Genomic DNA, 19,831 nt, shown 5'->3' with positions numbered 1-19,831 from the left:
CAATCCAAAAGGTCAACACGCTCTAGAACCAGTTTAATATATACTGGTTACTATTTTAATAAGCCGCTTTAATAGCGGCTTTTTTATAAGCATCATTACTTCATTATAAATATAAGGGTTCTCATGAGAATTTTAGTTATTATTGCAGCGTTATTTTTAACAGCCTGTAATACCACGCAAGGCATATCAGTATATTCATTTACTAACTCAGAGGTTGAGTCTGTACTTAGTAAACAATTACCAAAGTTAAGTGAAAAAGTGAGCTTAATGGGCTTACCAGTTCAGTTTGATGTAAATGATTTGAGCGTAAATATTGGTCCAGAAAATCGTGATGTGGTTGTACTTGGTGCTGACACAAGCGCAGAAATTAACGCTTTTGCTTTAAAATACCCAGTACGTTTACAGCTTCAAATTGAAGGCAGCCCATTTTACGACAGTGAGAAAAATGCGGTGTTTTTACGTAATATTAAGTTACTTGATTCGAGTGTAGATGCCGGTGGTTTTAGCGGTAATTTAGGCGCACTTGATAGCCAAGCAATGGAAGTAATTAATGCCTTTTTAGCAGTAAATCCTGTTTATACATTAAATATGGACGATCCTAAAATGGTTTTATTAAGCAAGCTACCGCTTGATATACAAATTGTTGAAGGCGCAATTAAGCTAGTACCTAGTCTATAAGTAGATCGACCTACTTAAAATATACGTACTTATTAGCCTGACTCTCAGGCTAATAAGGTTTTAATATTATGGCGGCTCCTCGAACTGTTCCCACCTCTCGACTTTCTCGCTTTGCAAAATTAGGCTCACTAGCAACAGGTGTTGCAACCAACATGCTAGTTGATGGTGCTAAGAGCGCATTAACGGGCAAAGGTTGGGATAACAAAAGTTTATTACTACAACCTAAAAACATTGAAAAGCTCGCCATACAGTTATCACATTTACGTGGTGCGGCAATGAAGCTTGGGCAATTACTCTCAATGGATGCCGGTGACTTACTCAGTCCTGAATTAGCTCAATTACTTGCTTTGCTGCGCTCAGATGCCAACCCAATGCCTCATAAACAACTTGTAGAGGTATTAAAAGAGCAATGGGGAGATGACTGGCTAGCGCGTTTTTCTCATATTGAATTAAGACCTTTTGCTGCGGCTTCTATTGGGCAAGTACATTTAGCTTATAAGGAGAATGGTGAGCAACTGGCTGTTAAAATTCAATATCCTGGTATTGCAAAAAGTGTTGTGAGTGATGTCGACAATGTTATTTCGTTATTAACGATTTCTCGATTATTGCCAAAAGATCTTAATATTAAACCGCTTATTAGTGAAGCCAAAGCTCAGTTATTGGCCGAAGCTGATTATAAGAGGGAGGCTCAGTACTTAATACGTTATAAAAATGCATTAGCAACTAATCCCCATTTTAAAGTGCCTAACGTATATCCAGAGCATAGTACGCAGCAAGTACTTACCATGGAATATGTAAAGGCTGAGCCGATTGAGAGTATTATAGAGCTACCTAATAACCAAAAAAGCTTTGTTGCAGCACAACTAATTGATTTGTTTTTTAAAGAGATGTTTGATTTTAAACTCATTCAAACCGACCCTAACTTTGCCAACTTTCATTATCAGCTTGATACACAAAAAATTGTTTTATTTGATTTTGGTGCAACGCGAGAAATATCATCTGAGCTCAGCCGCGCTTATTTGGCCTTATTTAAAGCGGGCAGTGAAAACAACAGAGAAGGTGTACTTAGAGCGGCTTTACACATTGGTTATTTTAAAAATGACTTGGTTGATGAGTATAAAAATAACGTTATCGATTTATTTTTAATGGCATGCGAACCACTAAGAGTAAATGGTGAGTTTGACTTTAAAAATAGTGAATTGGCGCTAAAAATTAAAAATGCAGGGCTTGCTCTTAGCGCGCAATCACAGCAATGGCATACGCCACCGGTTGACGCTTTATTTATTCACCGAAAACTTGCAGGACTTTACTTAATAGCCGCAAGGCTAGGTGCAAAAATAGATGTAAAAACACTGTTTAAGCATTATTTATAGCGTTTTAATGAGCACTTAAGTGCATTTTAAGTAATGAGTGCGCTTAGTTTAAAAAATTGTCATAATGCTCGCGATATTTCGCGAGGTGCATTTATGATAAAACAATTTTTAAACGATCCTAAGTTATTGCTCAATGCAGTAGGTGAGGGCATATATGGTTTTGACCTATCGGGTAATGCTGTGTTTGTTAATCCTGCCGCTGAGCGCATGACTGGTTGGCGAGCAGAGGAGTTATTAGGTAAAAAAATACATCAATATCATCACCATACTCATGCTGATGGTACGCCTTATCCTGCGGATGAATGCCAAATATATTGCACCATGTTTGACGGAAAACGTCGTGAAGTTAAAAATGAAATTTTTTGGCGTAAAGACGGCAGTTCGTTTGCCGTTGAGTACACTTCAACACCGGTTTATCGAAATGATCAATTAATTGGTGCTGTAGCGGTATTTCGCGATATATCACTGCAACAGCAAACACAAAATGCGCTGCAAAACGCACTTGAGCAAGTAAAGCATTTAAGTGAGCAGCTAAAAGATGAAAACAACTACTTAATTGCAGAGCTTAACGAAGATTGGCAAGACTCAGGGCTAGTTGGACAAAGCCATATATTTCAAACCATGTTAGATCAAATAAAGCTGGTAAGTGAAACCGACAGTACAGTGCTTATACTTGGCGAAAACGGCACAGGTAAAGAGCTAGTAGCCCGTAACCTGTATCGGTTAAGTAAACGCAGCGAGCAAGCTTTTATTAAAGTAAATTGCGCAGCATTTACACCGAGTTTACTAGAGTCAGAATTATTTGGTCACGAAAAAGGTGCGTTTACAGGTGCAAATGAGCGTCGTAAAGGGCGTTTTGAACTTGCCGATAAAGGCACTCTATTTTTAGATGAAATAGCAGAGCTGCCGCTTGAGGCGCAAAGTAAATTACTCAGAGTACTGCAAGAGCAAGAGTTTGAACGCGTAGGTGGCATTAATACACTAAAAGTAAATATTAGAGTGGTTGCCGCGACTAATCGCGATTTATGGGAAATGGTACAAAAAGGCACGTTTAGAATTGATTTGTATTATCGACTTAATGTATTTCCTATAAAAGTACCTGCTTTAAAAGATCGAAAAGAAGATATTCCTTATTTATGCGCTAATTTAATTACACAATTAAATAAACGACTGGGCAAACATTTAAAAGGGCTAAGTAAAAAAGCAATTACACAACTGCAAGCCTACAATTGGCCAGGCAACATTAGAGAGCTGCAAAATGTGCTTGAACGCGAAGCTATTTTATCTAATCAGGCTGTACTACAGCTAAGCCAACCTTTACAAGCAGGAGGTGAAGTAGTTATTAACCCTTCGCTTACGCTCGATGAAGCACAAAAGCAGCATATAACCTCTGTTCTCGCGTTATCGCACTGGCAAATATCGGGAGATAAAGGAGCGGCCGTTAAACTGGGTTTGCCTGAGAGTACACTGCGCTCAAAAATGCGAAAACTGGGTATTAATAAAGTTTAGCGAGAATTCGTTATATATCGCGTAATCCGCTTTATATCGCGAGCTTTATTTTTGTTTATTTTAATAAGTATATAAATATCAATAAGGTAACTTAAGTTTCAGTTTGGTCTGAAAGTTGCAATAGTTTGCTTAACACCGTCATAATAAAGCAAGTACTATGAAGTTTGATATTAAAGAAGAAGACATGATCATTAAGCCCTACAACAACGAAGGGCCAATTTATATCCGCGAGCAAAAAGGTTTTTTTCAGCGCATACGCCGTAATTTAGGTTGGCTGTTAATGCTAACTTTTATTGCAATACCGTGGATCCAATACAACGGACAACAAGCTGTGCTGCTTGATGTGGCAACGCAAACTTTTACTATTTTTGGTTTAACACTCCTTCCTCAAGATTTTATGATTTTAGCCCTGCTGTTTATGGTGGGGGCTTTTGCTTTATTTTTTGTAACTAACTGGCTTGGTCGGGTTTGGTGTGGGTATACATGCCCTCAAACAATATGGATGCTCATGTTTTCGTGGGTAGAGCAGCGTATAGAGGGCACGCGAAATCAGCGAATAAAGCTAGATAAATCACAGTGGACGCTAAGTACTTGGCGTAAAAAAATAACTAAACACAGCGCATGGATTGTTATTTCTATTTTAACTGCCACCTCGTTTATGGCGTATTTTATTCCGGCTAAAAGTTTGTATATGGAAATGCTTACGTTTGAATGGTCAGGTATTACAAGTTTTTGGGTGTTTTTATTCGCTTTTTGTACTTATGGCAATGCAGGGTTTTTACGCGAAAAAATGTGCACTATTGCATGCCCATATTCTCGTTTTCAGGCTGTTATGTTTGATAAAGATACGTTGCTTGTTACTTATGACAGTAAGCGAGGTGAAAGCCGTGGTCCGCGTAAGCGTAAAGCCGATCCAAAAGAGCTTAACCTAGGTGACTGCGTAGACTGTAACTTGTGTGTAGACGTATGCCCTGCAGGTATAGACATTCGAAATGGAATGCAATATGAATGTATAAACTGTGGTTTATGTATAGACGCTTGCGACGATACCATGGATAAATTTGGTTACGAAAAAGGCTTAATTAAATACGCGAGTGAAAAACAAATGGAAGGGGGGAAAACCAATCCATTTAGGTTAAAACTAGTAGGATATGGCGCATTAACGGCTTTGTTAATAATATCTATGTTTGCATGGATGCTGCAACGTACCCCCATAGAAGCTTCAGTACTACGCGACAGAAATGCGCTCTACAGAGTGAACTACGAAGGCTTAGTAGAAAACCCTTACACACTTACTATTATTAATAAAACCCAAAAAGCACTGCATTACAGCATCGCTATAGAGGGTTTACCTGGTGCAATACTCTCAAGCCCTAGCTCTACACTTGTTCAGCCGGGTGTTATGAAAAGCGTACCAGTGACAGTAACAGCCGATGGTTACGATATTGAGCGTAAAGTGAGTAAGCTACAGTTTATTGTAACGGCGCAAGAAGACGCCAGTATTACCATAACCAAAGACAGTCAGTTTTATAAAAACTAAGATTGATAAAGCTTCATAAAAATACAAAAAATGCCCAAGTAGATATTCTCCTTGGGCATTTTTTATGTGCGGTTTTATATGCAATTTCTATTGCGTATTTGCACCTATATATTTCAGTGCGCTTGTTATAACGGCTACTTGAGCCAAAATACATTCTTCATCTGTGGCTGTTGGGCTATCTGGGTACACTTCAGTGGTTGTTACGTAGGGTGCATCAGTAAAGCCCATACATAAACCTAACTCTTGAGCGGCATAGTTAATCACACCAAATTGCTCTTGAGGTACGCCGATTAGCTGGTTGTTTTCATCGCTCGGTGCAATATGGGTTACCTTTGCAACACTTTCAATAATCACTTTTTGAAACTCCGGCTCTGGCTTTTTGGTGTCTGCAACTAAATAAAACCCATCAGGTATGTTCCAGTTAGTATTTGTAGTGCCTTCACGCGCAGCAAGTGTGGGCCTAAATTCACTGTTATCGCTGTCTGTTGTTTCGTGTAAATCAATATGAGCGATTAAGTCAGTACCTAATGTTTTTACAAACGCCATAATAGCGGCTGATTCTTGAGCTGGGCTACCCTCGTAAAATGAGCGATTAGGATCAATAGCATCTGGGTTCCAACGGTTTATAGTCTCGTAACCCCAAGGGCTAATGCAGGGGGCAACAATAATATTAAACTGTTCGCAATATTGCATAGCCGATGTTTTAGCAAACCTAAGTGCGCCATGTACGCCACTTGTTTCATAGCCATGTACACCACCGGTGATTAAAACAGTTGGTTTATTAGCATTAAAGTTAGGCGTTTTTAATATATATAATGGGTAAGTACCTGCGGCGTAATTAAGCTCGCCGTATTGCTCTATATCTAAGGTGTTTTTAAGATCATTAATTAGCGTTACGACTTCGTTTTGGTAACTGCGTTTAATGCTTTGGCGTGCTAACCACTGGGCTTTATCGTTGTTATTCCATTTTTTGCCAGGTGTGCCAATCGGGTATGTGCTATTAGTCATAATAAACCTTTATATCAATTATTATTAGCCCTCATAAAAATTAGGAGGGCAATTACAATTGGTAGAATTATTTAATAAAGGCATAGCTTAACGCTGAGTAAATTAGCGTGCAAATTAAAACGTTAAAGTCATATTTTTAATAGCGCGTGTTTGCTGCGCCCTAATATAGCTTTGGTTTGCATATTCACCCGAAATACTACCGAACCGTTCGCGTTTAATATTAATTGTTAAATTACATGCTTTATTTTTATTTACTTGCGAGCTGTTAAACATATCTAAGCTTTGTAAATTTATTTCAAGGCGAGATGAATTAAGCGCAAAAAATGTTGACTGCAAAAGTGTTTCATTATTATTGGTAGTGCAACTACTGCTAAGTTCTACTTGGCTTGTACTGTTAGGATCAGTGCCATCTAATTGAACGGTAAGAGTGCTATTAATACCAAAATTTTGACTGTTACTCGGGGTTAAAATAATAAAATTTAAAGGCAGTTCTGCGCTTGAATTAGCATTTATACCATCGTCTCGTATAAATAATATATCAAACTGCTGATTATCGTCTGTTGCATTTATATAAGCTTGGTAATCAACGTCTAAAAAATCGGTATCTTTTGTAAGTACAATGGCAGTGTTATTAACAACAGCCCTTAATGAGTCGCTATCGCTTAAAACAATATTAGAGCCATTCGCATCTCCCGCATTTAGTTCTGCGTTAACACGCGTGCGGTTGCCGTCAGAAACCAGTTCAAAGCCAGCCCATATACCTTTTGTTTTTACTAAATCAGACTCTGTTTCTGATGTGCAAGCGCATAATGCGAAAATTAAAGCCGTTGTGGTAATGCATTTTTTAAGCATGTTAGCTCCTTTAAGCCACTTAACTAGGCAGTAAGTAATTGTTTAATTAAGAATAGTTTTTACAATTATATGCAATGGCCAGTTTGTATTTGTGCATTGTTACACAACAAGGCGTCTGTAAATGTTTAAATTTGTTAATGGTTGTAAATAAAACATTAAAACCTAAGTTTAAAAACCAATCCACTATTTAAATTGCTTACTAAATAAACACTAACTTAGCGCTAAATGTATTATAAAAGAGTGTGTTACAATCAATTAAAGTATATTTTCATATAGAGTATTATGGCGCAGTATATTGCTACTCCAAGTTGGCTAGGCCGTTTTTTTACCCTTATTAAACACGTAAGTATTGAACAAGAGCACCTTGTTGTGCATTTTAGACGTGCTCCCGCACGAACATTTTTAATTAAAGACTTTTATAATTACTCAATACTTAAAAACCGTTTATTTAGTGCCAAAATTAATTTGTGCGACAGCAGCAATACATCAATTAGCTTTTTAAACAAAGCACAGGCTAATACTTTAAATACTGCCATTAATACGCAGTTTTCGGCTATGCTTGAGCAAAAGGTAAATAACGCCAAAACTTTGCTAAAGCGTTATGCTTTAGATGAGTTTTTACGTGATAGTTCCCTAAATACACTTAATAACGATGTGTTTTCACTTGCTAAACAGTACGCTCAAAGTACAAATACATGGCAACAACACTTATCGCCAAGTAGTCTTAAATTTTTAAATATACTGAGCACCACACCCAATTCCCTTGATGCTATTGCACAGTTGCGCCATAAATATGAAAAAAAACAACTGATACTTAAAAATGATTTTTTTAATCAAGTAGAGTCAAATCCATTAACAACAGAGCAGCGTTTAGCAGTAATACGCGATAACGACAAAAATTTAGTATTAGCGGCAGCAGGCACAGGTAAAACATCTGTGATGGTCGCAAAGTCGCTAGATCTAATAGCGTGTGATATTGCAAAGCCCGAGCAAATTTTGGTACTGGCCTATAATAAAACAGCAGCTAACGAGCTTAAAGAGCGCTTTATTAAACGCGCCACGCATGCAAAATTACATACCAAAGCACCCACTATTTTAACGTTTCATGCGCTTGGGCTTAAACTATTACAAAGCGCTAAAAAACCTGTTGAGTTGTCAAAATTTGCAACAGACCCAGTTCAATTAAATAGTTGGTTAACGGCATGGGTAAGTAAAAAAATACAAACCGAGCCACAATTTTTAAAAGTATTTGTAGATTTACTCCATGAGCCAATTGATATATTTAGCTTTAAAGATAATGCACAGTACGAGCGATACATACGCGATAACGAATACCGCAGCCTTGCGGGTCATAAAGTAAAAAGTTATCAGGAAGTGCTTATTTCAAACTGGCTGCATTTAAACAGCGTGCCGCATAGCTATGAGGTGAATTATCACTTTGACCAAGGCACCGAGCTAAATAGGCAATATAAGCCTGATTTTTATATACCTCACTATGATATTTACTTAGAGCACTTTGGGATTGATAGGCAAGGTAATACACGTGCCGATATAAATAAAAAACATTATAACGAGCAAATTGCATTTAAGCGTAAACTGCATAAACAAAATGGCACCACGTTACTCGAAACCTTTCATTACAACTGGGTAGAAGGAAAGCTAGAGCACACTCTCGCTAAGCAATTGAAGCAGCATAATGTTGAATTAACGCCTTTAAGTAACGATGAAATATTTCATACATTAAATAACTCAGGGCAGTTACAGCAAGGCATTGATAAGTACATAAAATGTTTACAAGCTATTCGAGTGGAGCAGCTAAGTAATAAGCAAATAGCACAGCGCATTAAACAAAGCGGTATTAAAAACTATCAACAATACGCAAACTTGTTAGTGCAAATTCATGAGGCTTATATAAATGAACTAAGCGCACAAAATGCCATTGATTTTGACGACATGATAATTCAAGCAACAAAGGCGGTGGTAAACGGAGATTTTAATATTGTGTGGAGTCACATTTTAGTTGATGAGTTTCAAGATATATCAAGCGCGCGAATGGCTTTTTTAAGTGCCATATTAAAGCATGGTAACGGAATACGCTTTACTGCAGTAGGTGACGACTGGCAGGCAATTTATCGGTTCTCGGGTGGTAATTTAGCGCTTACTACACGCTTTAATGAATTAGTGGGCAGCCACTCACTTACTATGTTGCAAAAAACATTTAGATATAACAATAGTATTAGTGATGTAGCAGGGCGTTTTGTAATGCAAAACCCTGAGCAATATAAAAAGCAGATCAGCACACATACACAAGTAACCACACCACAAGTTATTTTATTAGACGATTTATACCAAGGTACTAAATCGATAGAAATAAAAGTGCAGCAGAGCATAAGCACTATTCAAAAAAATGATGCATCAGCGAGCATTGCCATACTTAGTCGATATAGATACATGTTAAATAGCGTGCAGCAGCATTTAAAAGATAAAAAGCATACAAACTCTCTTTATTTTTGGACATTGCATAGTGCCAAAGGGCTTGAAGCCGATTACTGTATTATTATTGGTTTTGAACAAGGTAAATTAGGGTTTCCTAGCGATAATCAAAATAATGTGCTAGTGGAGGCGTTATTACCAGAGCAAGATGAATTCACTCACTCAGAGGAAAGGCGTTTGCTTTATGTAGGTATTACGCGCGCTAAACATAAAGCGTATTTAATTGCAGACCCTTATGCATGCTCAGCGTTTGTAAAAGAACTAGTAGATGACAATTATCCCATTCAAATCGCTTCAACGTTGTTTAATAAGTCGCAACTAAAGCAAAGAGAGTGTAGTACGTGCAGCGACGGTTTAATTGTGCCAAAAACGGGTCAATATGGTGATTATTATAGTTGTACTAATACGCAAATTTGCGAAACTAAATTACGAGTGTGTAAAAGCTGTAGTGGCCCATCGATTGATAAAAACACGTACTCACAATGTGTGAATACAGAGTGTAAAACGCAGCACCCAATTTGTGAAAAGTGTGGTCGCGAAATGCGTAAACGCAAATCTAAGCACGGTGAATTTTTAGGGTGCAGCGGTTTCGCTCTTAAAGAAGATAACTGTAAAAACACTCGAAAAATGAATGTTTAACGGCTAACAAGTAGGTTTACACTTGTCTATTTTATAGAACTATGTAAATAGAAATTACATTCATTAGATTGATTTTAACAAGCTATCAATGTCTAATAGAAGAATGAGCTTTAACTGTTGTTTATTATGCATTTTTTCAATAGATTCTTTTTATTAAATGACCATTATTCAGCCCCTGGTCAGGTTGCTAATTGGCGAATAAGTGCACTGCGCATTATTCTATCATTAGTAATGGTGTTATGTTTTGCTGTGGCGTGCCACACGTACACAAGCGCTATTGAATTTAACTTAATTTATATTGTTGTATTAACAAGCAGCTTTCTTGCTACTGCATGTGGTTTACTTATAGCAAGTAAGCGTTTCTATCACTTTAGCGCTCATGCACTTTTAATAGCCATTGTAGCTGCTAGCGTGTCAATGAACTTATTTTTAACAGACCTAGAGCTTGCTAAAGTGGGTTCTATGTATATGTATTCTTGCCCGATAATCGCACTTATGCTACTTGGTTATAGAACAGCCCTTGCTTATGGCGTATTAAATATTGCGCCGTTTTATATGATCATCAATAACGTTGATGTCTCGGGTTTAACCGGCATAGCTCAACAACTTCCCGACGCGGACTTATACATTACAGGGCTTATATTTTTATTTTTTAACATATGTATTCCCCTTGCTGTAGCACGCACAATTGTGGCTGCTAAGCGTTTAAACAAAACAATGATAAGCGCTAATACACACCTTAAAGACAAAAATGAGCTTTATCGAAGCTTATTCACCGAATCAAATAAAGCCAAAATTATTGTTGACGAAAACCTTGTCATTACTGATTTTAATCAACATGCTATTGATATGTTTGGTATAAAAAAAGAATTAAAAGAAGAATGCGTTAACCTCTCTCATTTATTTCCTACTTTATCTTTTGACGATCCAAATGCGCAAAATAAAATTGTGAAGTACAAAAAAAGCTATTTTAAAGCCAGTTATCAGCAAATAACAATGAGCACAAACTACCGTGTATACGACTTTTACGATTGCACGCAAGAGCAGCTCATTAAACAAAATTTATCGATGATGGAACAAGAAAACAAACGATTACGCTTTAGAGACTCGCGAACAAGGCTACCTAATAGAGAATGGTTTGAACTGCAATGCGATAGGCTAACAAGTAAGTACCAAAAAGGTTTTTATATTGTTGTTGCGCAAAGTGCAAATAGTGAATACTTAAATTTAAAGCTCACTAAAGCCGACTCTCAAGCCTTACTGATTAACGCATACAAGCGTTTAAAAGCGATGCCAGATGAGCCGCTGTTGTGTGCTCATATAGGAGTCGGAAAGCTCGCTTTTATAATTGTGGCAAACTCGCAAAACGAGCTTGAAGATAAGCTATTAATACAAATAAAAAATACATTAGATAAAAAATATAATGTGTTTGGTACTAAGTGTCAGCAATCATTTTTATTTGGTTTTGCAAAGTATCCTGATCATGGAAAAAACAGCGCAACAGTACTTAGCAATGCATGCGAAGCACTTAAACTAGCAAATTGTAATATGGCCCTTAGTGGTTATAACGAAAAACAATCACAAGCTTTTATCGAAAAATACGAAATTTCAATGTTATTAGATGAAGCGCTTCAGCAGGGCGATTTGTCGGTGCACTATCAACCTAAAGTAGATGCAACGGGTCAATGTATAGGGCTTGAAGCCTTAGCGCGTTGGAACAGTCCAATACTGGGTAATGTGTCGCCAGTGGTATTTATTCCTATTGCCGAAGAATACAGAATGGTTAGTCGGCTAACCGACCTGATTATTCAAAAGGTGTGCGCTCAAATTGCCGATTGGACTAAAGTGGGTTTACCGAGTGTGCCGGTGGCAATAAATATATCTCTAATTGATTTTAGCCAAACCGATTTTATGTCAAAACTAGTTAAATACCTTGCCGACTTTAACGTAAAGCCGCCTCAAATAGAGTTAGAACTGACTGAAACTTCCCTTGAGGCTAACCAAGCCCATTCGTTAAAGCTTATGCAAACACTGCAATCGTGGGGTTTTACTATTTCGGTCGATGATTTTGGGGTGGGATATTCTAATATTGCACGCCTTGCCGACTACCCAATTAACAAACTCAAGTTAGATCGCTCATTAATAAGCCAAGTAACGAGCTCAAAGCGTCAAAAAAGTTTAGTTAAGGCAGTACATGCTATGTGTAAAGAGCTTGATATTAAGTGTGTAGCTGAGGGGGTAGAAACCCAAGAACAAGTAGCAATAATGGCGCAAATGGGGTGTAAAGAATTTCAGGGCTATTACTTTGCTAAACCAATGCTAGCCGAAAGATTTGCAGAACATGTTAGCCGCCATGGCTTAGTGTTTAACCCTGAAGAAGTGACAGCTCAACTTTAAATGTATTTAGTGGCCACTATATAGAACATGCTCACCTAAGAGCTATGCATGCTCTATAAAGCTAGCTTGGTTTTATTACCTAATTACAGAGTTGTTGGGCGTTTATAGTTATTTTGCACTGTTGCACAGCTCCCGATTTCCAATGCTGTATGTCTGATTGCGCAGTACAGCCTGCATCTTCAATTAAAGCAGTGTCAGCATCACATAAAAGTAATACGGCGTTATCATCTTGTACATCCACAATAAACGTGTACTCGTTAAAGGGCGTAAGTTTGCTTAAATCGTTATTAACGGCAGCTTTTAATAACTCATCAGTGGATGAATAGGGTGTTTCACTAAACTTTAAAGTGCCGTCTACAGCGGTAGCAATATCTTTTAATTGCGAGGCTAAATCGGCCATTATTTCTGGATTGTTATTTTTTGAAGTGTAACAACCGCTAAGTAATACAATTAAGCTTATGCAGAGTAAGTGTTTCATGCTATTTGCTCCATACCGTCATTGTGTTGTGCTCATCGTAGCCTGTGTCTAGGTTCCAGTTTTTAATTTCACTGTAATCAGTATCTAAAAATACGGCATTGGCAATAATGGTTATATAGTGCTGAATGTTACTAACGGCAAAGTCAAAAATATCGTTGTAATGCATTGGCTCGTGCGGTGTTTTTAGCTGTTCAATAAAAGTGGAGTCTACTTCGTTTGGGCGAGGATAAAACAAACCTAAATCAGCAGCAACATGGCGTGCACAGGCAAATAACCGATAGCTTTCTTCAGCATTATTTACTACAAACTGAAAACCGTTATGCCATGTATTAAAGTTAGGCGTGTGTTGTGCGGCGTAGTGTGGGTGAACTGTTAATAAAGCATGTTGCCAAATTTGTGCAATATCGGTATCAAAATTATCGTCTTTGTTAGTACAAGACCCAATATTTTGTTGTACGCGATCAGCGTAGCCTAACTCACCTAAATTTAAACGTTGCCAAATAAACGCATCTTGGTTCATTTCACAGGTACGGTGCGCAGTTTGGTTTTGCTCATATGGGCCAACTTTTAATTCAACAACTGGATGCACCGTTATATCTGCAGCAACATGGGCCATATAACCGCATAACCAAGCAAAGCACTTTTCAAATGCTTCATCTTCAAGTGTTTTACAGTATTCAATCATGGCTTTAAGTAAATCACCCGTGCGCTCGTAATGCATTAAATCGGCCCATGCATTTTGGCTAGGCTGCGCTACAGCTAAATAAGGGTAATCGGGGGCTACACAACCTAGTTCAAGGTATGCTTGACGTTTGCTTAAAATAAGTTTTGCCTTTTTAGGCATATCCATTTTAGTGAGTGACTTGGTTTGCGTTGCAATATTAACCGCAGTAATGTGCGCAAAAGCACCTGGCATTGTCATATCCCTATGATTTATAAATAGGAGTACAGATTAACATTGAGACAGCGTTAAATAAAGTTAACTAAATGCAAGTATAGGGTGGTTAAGGCTATTAAATTAATTGTTCAACTAATTGGCCGTTTTCGTATAATTTAGCAAATTGACGTTTGTGCTCTTCAAAAAGATAAGCTCTTAGTTGCTCTTGCCCGCTATGAATTTGAGTTATTTTTGCTGCAATCCCTAAGCTACTTTGCCTAACGGGTACTATATCCATTGATATACTTTCTTTGTTAGGCAAGTTAAAGCTCATGTGCTGTAATTTGTTTAAGCTTTTTCCATTTTTCAATGGTTTTAAAAATATGCCCGTACTGGAAATTGATTCAATATTAAAACCTTGGCTTTTAATATTTAGCTCACTCCAACGCCAACTTCGCTGAGTGCCCTTTGTATCAATTACCTCTGGTGCGCTCAAAGTGGGGTTAATTACACCTAACTCATCAATTTTTAATTGCAGGGGAAACCAAAGTTGGTAATTAGCAACTTCAGCAAGCAAAGTTAAATTTGCATGGGTAAAAAGGTGAGCAATACTCGCGGGTACAGAGCTTTTCATTGTAAGCATATGATTACGGGGAGAGCGCTGCTTTGTATTTGGTTTGAATAACTCAGCTAAAAAATTTACCTCTTCATTAGAAAAGTCCATATTCCACCTCAGTTACTAAAACAATGCACCACCGTAATTTAAACAATGGATTTGATCAATAAATGCTCGGTTTAAATTTGTTTAGTCAATATTTGCGAGAGTAGCTGGCAAACTAAACAATGTATTTAAATGCAGTGCCTAACCCTATCGCTTTTCAGAGACTTGAATTATTTAACATTTATAAAAATATATTTAGGCTCAAGTGGCTAGCTGTTAAACTGCAACACATTAGTTTTATAATTTATATTAGAGTTTACATTATGATATGTGCGTTTTTACGTAATCAACAGCCTAAATTACGAGTTATGTTAGTGGCGTTACTGGGTGCTGGTTTTTCAATAAATGCAGTGGCTCAAGAGCAAAACCAAACTTTAATTTTAGTGGGCTCAGAGCTTGCAACTTGTACTAGCGCAAAGCTTAATAACTGCGAAAAAGAGACTGTTGTTGAAGGTAAATTACATAATCTATATAGGGTTAATAACTCTCAAATAAAAAACATCACACAGCACTGGCCTAATAATAACGTTGAGGCAAAAACGGCTGTATTAAAAACACTTAAAACCTTGCTAGGTAAATCGTCAAATAGCGTATCTAAAACAGATTTATTATGGCTATGGCGCGATATAAATAACCAGCAATTAGAAAGCCTGACTCAGCAAGAATACAACTTTGTATTTGATATGCTAGAAGTGCCGCTACTTGATAAAAACGGTGAGCGCTTAAAAGAGCAAGTAAATACCGATTTTAATATTGAGGTCGCGACTAATAGTATTTTACAATTTGTGTCGGGCAGTTTAAAAGTTAATAACGCAAAACCCACCATGCTTGCTATTACGGCATCGAGCCGCGACCCTTATGAGTCGGCAGATGTAGCGCAGAGTCTTTTAGCACAATCAAATATAAGCACTCAATGGTTAGCACTAACGCCAGCACTTGCTAAAGCGATTACGAGTAACTCGTGCGATGAATTACCCGCTCTCAGAAATACATTAATGAATGTGTATAACCGGGAAGCAATTTATCCAGAGTACACAAAGGCCGAATACGCTTTATGCAAAAGTGGCACTAATGCACTTGTATCACTTATTAAAAATAGTACCGGTGTGATGTTTAATAGCGGTAATGCAGCATTAACTCACAAGGTATTATTTGATCAAAACAATAATCCATACCCGTGGACGCAAGCATTGCAAACTCGCCCAGTAATTGTAGGTGAAGGCGCGGGCGCAGCAATCCAAAGTAAAGTGACGGGTATGCTTACAAATACGACAAGCCTTGAGGCACTTCGTAAAGGTGAAAATAACACTAATGCTGGTGGACTTGGCAGCTTTAATTTTGGTGTTATAGATACTCAATTTAGCGAACAAAACCGCACGTTTGGACTCGCAGCTGCGCTAAATAATAGCGAAGCGAGTAATACTAAAACACAAATGCAGCATGGCTTTGGTATTGATGAAAATACAGCTTTGGTTGTTATTAAATCGCCAGAAGGTAGTTTAATAACCGTAATAGGCAAAAGTGGTGTAGTGCATTTAGCTAACCAAGGTAAAGCACCACCTGAGAGTAAGAGCTATAGCTACTCGTATTGGCCTACAAGCAGTGTAATTGAAATTACCAATAACACGTTTACTCTAAGCAAGCGCACAATAGATGAGGCGTTACCCGCTATAAAAATACCGCCACTGCCAGTGCAGCGTTTTGGCTCAATTTTAACAAATTCAAAACTGCGATCACTTACTCAAGCGATGTGCCTAAGCCAAGAGCAAAGTGCGGTAGCCCAACAAGATGAGTTTATAATTAGCCTTACTGCAACGAGTGACACGCAGTATCATCGCGTTAATGCAAAAGAGTTTGGTTGTGCGCTAAGCAATTTAGAGTTAGCTATAAAGTCGATTTAGTTACTAACCTGAGCCAAGGGTTTAAGTTTTTGGCTCTTCTCTATAAAATAGCCACCATAATGATTTAAAAGCCTAGCCAAGGCCTTACTAAAAGAGTTTTAAAATGAATAATGAAAATGACGTAATTGATACTTTAGCCGAACTAGAAAGCTTTTTAATAGATGTCGAAAACGGTGGTTTTGGACTTAAAGGTGTTGCCGGTGTTGGTATGGCTACTAATAACAAAGATGGCAGCCGTTTTGTTGCTGTGTTTGACGATAATCAAAAGCTACTTTTAGCACGCATGATTACAGAAGACGTATTCCAAACAGGCCAAGACATGGTACGTAATGGTGTAGGACGCAAGCACTAATACTGATACTAACTAGACTGAATAACTCTGCTGCAAAAGGAGTTATTCAATCTGTATTTATAAAATCAAAATATTGTAGTTTCAATTGGGATCAAAAGTCTATTTTCCAATCTAATTGGCACCATGGGTGCTCGTCATCAGCTAATATACTTTGCAATGTAGCAGCCGTATGATTTATTTTTTCAAATAAATCATGACTAAAATTAAAATCAGGGTTTGGCTCGCTGTACATTTCTTGAGTTTTAATTTTCTGCCATATACATCGACCAACCACATAACTAGTTGCATATTCTTGCCAGCTAACAAATAAGGTCTGTGCCAGTTTTCCAATATGCTTGAGGTAACACCATGCTTCTTCTTCAGTTAAAAAATTAATGGTAACACCACAACGACACAAAAAAGCATAGCGACCAATATCAAAAGCTCTAATACCACAACGAGCCAGTGAGATTTTATGTATTCCTGCCCAGTCAGACATAATACCTATAGGCGTATTTTGATAGGCGGTAAATTTATCTTCAATGTTGTATGTTGCTAATAAATCATTTCTGGTGAGTTCAGCCATGCAGCTCATAAAAACTTGGCTATTTGACGTGTTATAAAAAACATTTAAAGTTTCAATCAATTCTTCTTTTGTTGTAACGCCATAACCATTATCTAAAATACTTAAATTTCCTTTAGCAATAGCCTCGTCAGTATAGTTTTTATTATGATGTTTTAGGACATCCAATGAATAGCCATTTTGCATTGAAAGGTGCCCTGAGAGGCTAATAAGCCATAATTTTTGCTCTGAGCTTAAGTCCGTATCATCCTTAATTACACAAGGTACTTCACTTTGATTATGCATCTACAATCTCCTTTGTTGTTTGTAGTTTTAAGCATATATCGTTGTAATTAGCATGCATTGGTTGCCCAAGTTCAACGAGCTTTTCACAACACTCCACTGCAAATTCAAGTGAGTATATCCCAAGCCTCTGATCACCATATTTATCTGCAGCTAATAGTAATACGGGTATTGCTTCATTATATTGCTCTAACGCCGCTAGCGATCGGCCTTTGTAATAGTAAGCTTGTGGTAAATTAGAAAACTCGCTAATTGCAATGTTTACAAGCTTAATACAGGTATCAAAATCATCTATATCAAAAGCTAAGTGAATAAACTTTAAGCTCCAACTTGGTTGGTGTGTGATTTTTGGCATAGCTTGTTTAATCGCATAAATAGCGGCTTGTTTTACTTGCTTCTTAACAGCTTCGTTTTCGATATTTACTAATTTAGCCATTAACGCATGTAGCATTGCCCAAGCATATTGCTGTTTATACTCTAAATCTGGATATAGGGCGTAACCCATTGGTTTAGTGGGTTTTCCAACATGGTCAGTCGCTGGGAGATCTAATGTTTTGAGTTCTAATTGTGAGTATATATTCTCTTGTACAGAACCTAGTACACGAGGGGTTTTGTAAAACTTATTAGGAGATGGCTGTATTTTTTTAGCTATAGTTTCCATTATCAAATTAAAATCAATTGAGTCTGGGCAGTAGATAAATAAATCAACGAGTAGTGGCCAAGGATCTACCAGCTTTTGTAAATGAAGATTCATAAAGGCGATAAAAACGTCAAATGCTTCATCTAAGCGTTCTAGCTTAGCAAGGCATAAAGCTTGCAAATAATTACAATTAGCGTCAAAAACCAAAGAGTATGTTTGAGTCGTTATTAACGCATCTTGATAGCGACCATTTTCAAATTGCAACGTCGCTATTTTAAGCGCGTTACTTTCCTCATTTTTTTTAAGATCTTTTATGTAGTGTCGACGAGCGATAATCAAAGCAGAGCGAAGGTCTATTTCCTCAGGACGAATATAAAAATAAGAGTTTAAAAATATATAAGCTTTTTCATAATCTTTAAGGTGCAAATAACACAGACCAATCTCTTTAGTCATCTTCATCGCATAAAAACTTTTTATAAGTTCTCGCTGCGCAAGATAAATAGTGAGTGCAATATCATAGTTTTCAAGCTTAAATTCTGCGTGTGCTTGTAAATCTCGCAGGTGTTCTATGCTTGCATCGGTAGGTGGCGGTAACGAGCCAACTAACTTACTGATTTCTGTGTATGCATCCAATGTCCATAAATAGTTAGCCACATAAAGATAAAGTGACTCGTCATTATAAAATACCAAATTGACTCGCTGCATTAATATCATTAGCTGCTTTGCTGTCAGCTTAGAATATATACATTGTTCTTCTATTAAGTTACGTAACTGAAGATGCTGATGCAGTTGTTCAAAGCTAATATCCTCATCAATATTTGATGGTGATTCTATACGCAGTGGTAGGCTCTGAATATAATGGTGCAGTGCAATAGCAAGTTCACGGTAGTGATTATTTTTACTAGTGACGAGTTCGCTAGAGATTTTTATACTCTCATCTAAAAACTTAAATACCGTGGCAGATAAAAAGTAATGCTCTGACAAGAAATCAATTAAAGTGAATAAGACTTGCTGACTTTGATCAACATCCCAAAATAATGGGGCTGAAAATAATAATTTCCATTGTTCAACATCGCTACGAGATGACACATTACAATATAATTCATTGAGCGCTATTTGCAGCTCTGCAATAGAGCGAACACAATTGAGTTCAATTGGTTGAGGCTTAACAATTTCAACTTCTGTAGATGCAGAGGAGGGCGCTTCTTCATCAAAAAATGACTCGTTAGTAACCCCTTGTTTTTCGTACTCGTCTTCAAATACTTGATTGGGTGCTTTGTCTTCATTTTGAGTAGGTTGTTTAGCCTCTTTAATGGCTAACTCGTATGCTTTGCGTAAATCTTTAAATTCTTGAGGGAACTCAGCTGGCGATGTTTTTTTTAGCAGCTCTGTATAAGCGAGTTTAATAAGGCGTTTATCTGTTGTGGCTTCAATGCCTAATATTTTCCAATGGTTCATTACTTCACTCTTTATTTAATGCATGTAATTTTTTAACTGAAACTATTTTTTATTAGTTAACTTTAATAACT

15 protein-coding genes are annotated in these 19,831 nt (G+C 37.3%); 8 read left to right on the top strand and 7 right to left on the bottom strand.

Going from position 1 to position 19,831, the window contains the following annotated elements; genetic code table 11:
* Positions 1–123 precede the first annotated feature (123 nt).
* From GQR52_RS14215 to ccoG, 4 genes are all read left to right on the top strand, one after another.
* A complete protein-coding gene (locus GQR52_RS14215; RefSeq protein WP_165728869.1) occupies positions 124–678 on the top strand; it encodes a DUF1439 domain-containing protein in 555 nt (184 codons plus the stop codon).
* 68 nt (positions 679–746) lie between these two features.
* The gene (locus tag GQR52_RS14210) at positions 747–2,051 is read left to right on the top strand and encodes an AarF/ABC1/UbiB kinase family protein (RefSeq protein ID WP_165728868.1); all 1,305 of its coding nucleotides are present in this window, start codon (positions 747–749) and stop codon (positions 2,049–2,051) included.
* Between the two features lie 93 nt (positions 2,052–2,144).
* Positions 2,145–3,560 (top strand): sigma 54-interacting transcriptional regulator, encoded by a 1,416-nt coding sequence (locus tag GQR52_RS14205; RefSeq protein ID WP_165728867.1) that lies wholly within the window; start codon positions 2,145–2,147, stop codon positions 3,558–3,560.
* A gap of 157 nt (positions 3,561–3,717) precedes the next feature.
* Positions 3,718–5,100 carry a cytochrome c oxidase accessory protein CcoG gene (gene ccoG / locus GQR52_RS14200; RefSeq protein ID WP_165728866.1) on the top strand — a complete coding sequence of 461 codons (1,383 nt, stop codon included), beginning with the start codon at positions 3,718–3,720 and terminating at the stop codon, positions 5,098–5,100.
* Between the two features lie 87 nt (positions 5,101–5,187).
* Here ccoG and GQR52_RS14195 read toward each other — a convergent pair whose 3' ends face one another.
* Together GQR52_RS14195 and GQR52_RS14190 are read right to left on the bottom strand one after the other, a co-directional pair.
* Complete coding sequence (locus tag GQR52_RS14195; RefSeq protein WP_165728865.1) at positions 5,188–6,108, bottom strand: M14 family metallocarboxypeptidase; 921 nt, start codon at positions 6,106–6,108, stop codon at positions 5,188–5,190.
* Positions 6,109–6,222: 114 nt separating this feature from the next.
* Positions 6,223–6,960 carry a hypothetical protein gene (locus GQR52_RS14190; RefSeq protein ID WP_165728864.1) on the bottom strand — a complete coding sequence of 246 codons (738 nt, stop codon included), beginning with the start codon at positions 6,958–6,960 and terminating at the stop codon, positions 6,223–6,225.
* Positions 6,961–7,242: 282 nt separating this feature from the next.
* On the opposite strand from GQR52_RS14190, the gene GQR52_RS14185 reads away from it, so the two are divergent.
* Complete coding sequence (locus tag GQR52_RS14185) at positions 7,243–10,092, top strand: UvrD-helicase domain-containing protein (protein ID WP_165728863.1); 2,850 nt, start codon at positions 7,243–7,245, stop codon at positions 10,090–10,092.
* A gap of 126 nt (positions 10,093–10,218) precedes the next feature.
* Positions 10,219–12,489: an EAL domain-containing protein gene (locus GQR52_RS20415; protein ID WP_206017504.1), complete on the top strand. Its 2,271-nt coding sequence runs from the start codon at positions 10,219–10,221 to the stop codon at positions 12,487–12,489.
* 79 nt (positions 12,490–12,568) lie between these two features.
* Here GQR52_RS20415 and GQR52_RS14175 read toward each other — a convergent pair whose 3' ends face one another.
* From GQR52_RS14175 to GQR52_RS14165, 3 genes are all read right to left on the bottom strand, one after another.
* Positions 12,569–12,967, bottom strand: a complete 399-nt coding sequence (locus GQR52_RS14175) for a hypothetical protein (RefSeq protein ID WP_024593055.1) — start codon at positions 12,965–12,967, stop codon at positions 12,569–12,571.
* A gap of 1 nt (position 12,968) precedes the next feature.
* Positions 12,969–13,883 (bottom strand): zinc dependent phospholipase C family protein, encoded by a 915-nt coding sequence (locus GQR52_RS14170; RefSeq protein WP_165728862.1) that lies wholly within the window; start codon positions 13,881–13,883, stop codon positions 12,969–12,971.
* Positions 13,884–13,980: 97 nt separating this feature from the next.
* Positions 13,981–14,568, bottom strand: a complete 588-nt coding sequence (locus GQR52_RS14165) for a hypothetical protein (RefSeq protein WP_165728861.1) — start codon at positions 14,566–14,568, stop codon at positions 13,981–13,983.
* A 260-nt stretch (positions 14,569–14,828) separates the two neighbouring features.
* Between GQR52_RS14165 and GQR52_RS14160 the strand changes: the two genes are divergently transcribed.
* Positions 14,829–16,466 (top strand): cyanophycinase, encoded by a 1,638-nt coding sequence (locus GQR52_RS14160; RefSeq protein ID WP_165728860.1) that lies wholly within the window; start codon positions 14,829–14,831, stop codon positions 16,464–16,466.
* Positions 16,467–16,569: 103 nt separating this feature from the next.
* Positions 16,570–16,818: a hypothetical protein gene (locus GQR52_RS14155; RefSeq protein ID WP_007580368.1), complete on the top strand. Its 249-nt coding sequence runs from the start codon at positions 16,570–16,572 to the stop codon at positions 16,816–16,818.
* A 91-nt stretch (positions 16,819–16,909) separates the two neighbouring features.
* On the opposite strand, the gene GQR52_RS14150 is transcribed toward GQR52_RS14155, so the two are convergent.
* Positions 16,910–17,665 (bottom strand): DUF1266 domain-containing protein, encoded by a 756-nt coding sequence (locus GQR52_RS14150; protein WP_165728859.1) that lies wholly within the window; start codon positions 17,663–17,665, stop codon positions 16,910–16,912.
* A complete protein-coding gene (locus GQR52_RS14145; protein WP_165728858.1) occupies positions 17,658–19,760 on the bottom strand; it encodes a CDC27 family protein in 2,103 nt (700 codons plus the stop codon). The genes GQR52_RS14150 and GQR52_RS14145 overlap by 8 nt, the downstream gene beginning before the upstream one ends.
* Between the last annotated feature and the right edge of the window lie 71 nt (positions 19,761–19,831).

Origin of the sequence: Pseudoalteromonas sp. 31A1, assembly GCF_011378815.1 — a bacterium.
Taxonomy (GTDB): Bacteria; Pseudomonadota; Gammaproteobacteria; order Enterobacterales; family Alteromonadaceae; genus Pseudoalteromonas; species Pseudoalteromonas arctica.
This window is presented reverse-complemented; position numbering and strand designations above follow the sequence as displayed.

What these genes read in the sequence shown, in the direction of transcription:
- GQR52_RS14215 (WP_165728869.1), top strand. Translation starts at nt 124, where the DNA reads ATGAGAATTTTAGTTATTATTGCAGCGTTATTTTTAACAGCCTGTAAT.
- GQR52_RS14210 (WP_165728868.1), top strand. Translation starts at nt 747, where the DNA reads ATGGCGGCTCCTCGAACTGTTCCCACCTCTCGACTTTCTCGCTTTGCA.
- GQR52_RS14205 (WP_165728867.1), top strand. Translation starts at nt 2,145, where the DNA reads ATGATAAAACAATTTTTAAACGATCCTAAGTTATTGCTCAATGCAGTA.
- ccoG (WP_165728866.1), top strand. Translation starts at nt 3,718, where the DNA reads ATGAAGTTTGATATTAAAGAAGAAGACATGATCATTAAGCCCTACAAC.
- GQR52_RS14195 (WP_165728865.1), bottom strand. Translation starts at nt 6,108, where the DNA reads ATGACTAATAGCACATACCCGATTGGCACACCTGGCAAAAAATGGAAT.
- GQR52_RS14190 (WP_165728864.1), bottom strand. Translation starts at nt 6,960, where the DNA reads ATGCTTAAAAAATGCATTACCACAACGGCTTTAATTTTCGCATTATGC.
- GQR52_RS14185 (WP_165728863.1), top strand. Translation starts at nt 7,243, where the DNA reads ATGGCGCAGTATATTGCTACTCCAAGTTGGCTAGGCCGTTTTTTTACC.
- GQR52_RS20415 (WP_206017504.1), top strand. Translation starts at nt 10,219, where the DNA reads ATGCATTTTTTCAATAGATTCTTTTTATTAAATGACCATTATTCAGCC.
- GQR52_RS14175 (WP_024593055.1), bottom strand. Translation starts at nt 12,967, where the DNA reads ATGAAACACTTACTCTGCATAAGCTTAATTGTATTACTTAGCGGTTGT.
- GQR52_RS14170 (WP_165728862.1), bottom strand. Translation starts at nt 13,883, where the DNA reads ATGCCAGGTGCTTTTGCGCACATTACTGCGGTTAATATTGCAACGCAA.
- GQR52_RS14165 (WP_165728861.1), bottom strand. Translation starts at nt 14,568, where the DNA reads ATGGACTTTTCTAATGAAGAGGTAAATTTTTTAGCTGAGTTATTCAAA.
- GQR52_RS14160 (WP_165728860.1), top strand. Translation starts at nt 14,829, where the DNA reads ATGATATGTGCGTTTTTACGTAATCAACAGCCTAAATTACGAGTTATG.
- GQR52_RS14155 (WP_007580368.1), top strand. Translation starts at nt 16,570, where the DNA reads ATGAATAATGAAAATGACGTAATTGATACTTTAGCCGAACTAGAAAGC.
- GQR52_RS14150 (WP_165728859.1), bottom strand. Translation starts at nt 17,665, where the DNA reads ATGCATAATCAAAGTGAAGTACCTTGTGTAATTAAGGATGATACGGAC.
- GQR52_RS14145 (WP_165728858.1), bottom strand. Translation starts at nt 19,760, where the DNA reads ATGAACCATTGGAAAATATTAGGCATTGAAGCCACAACAGATAAACGC.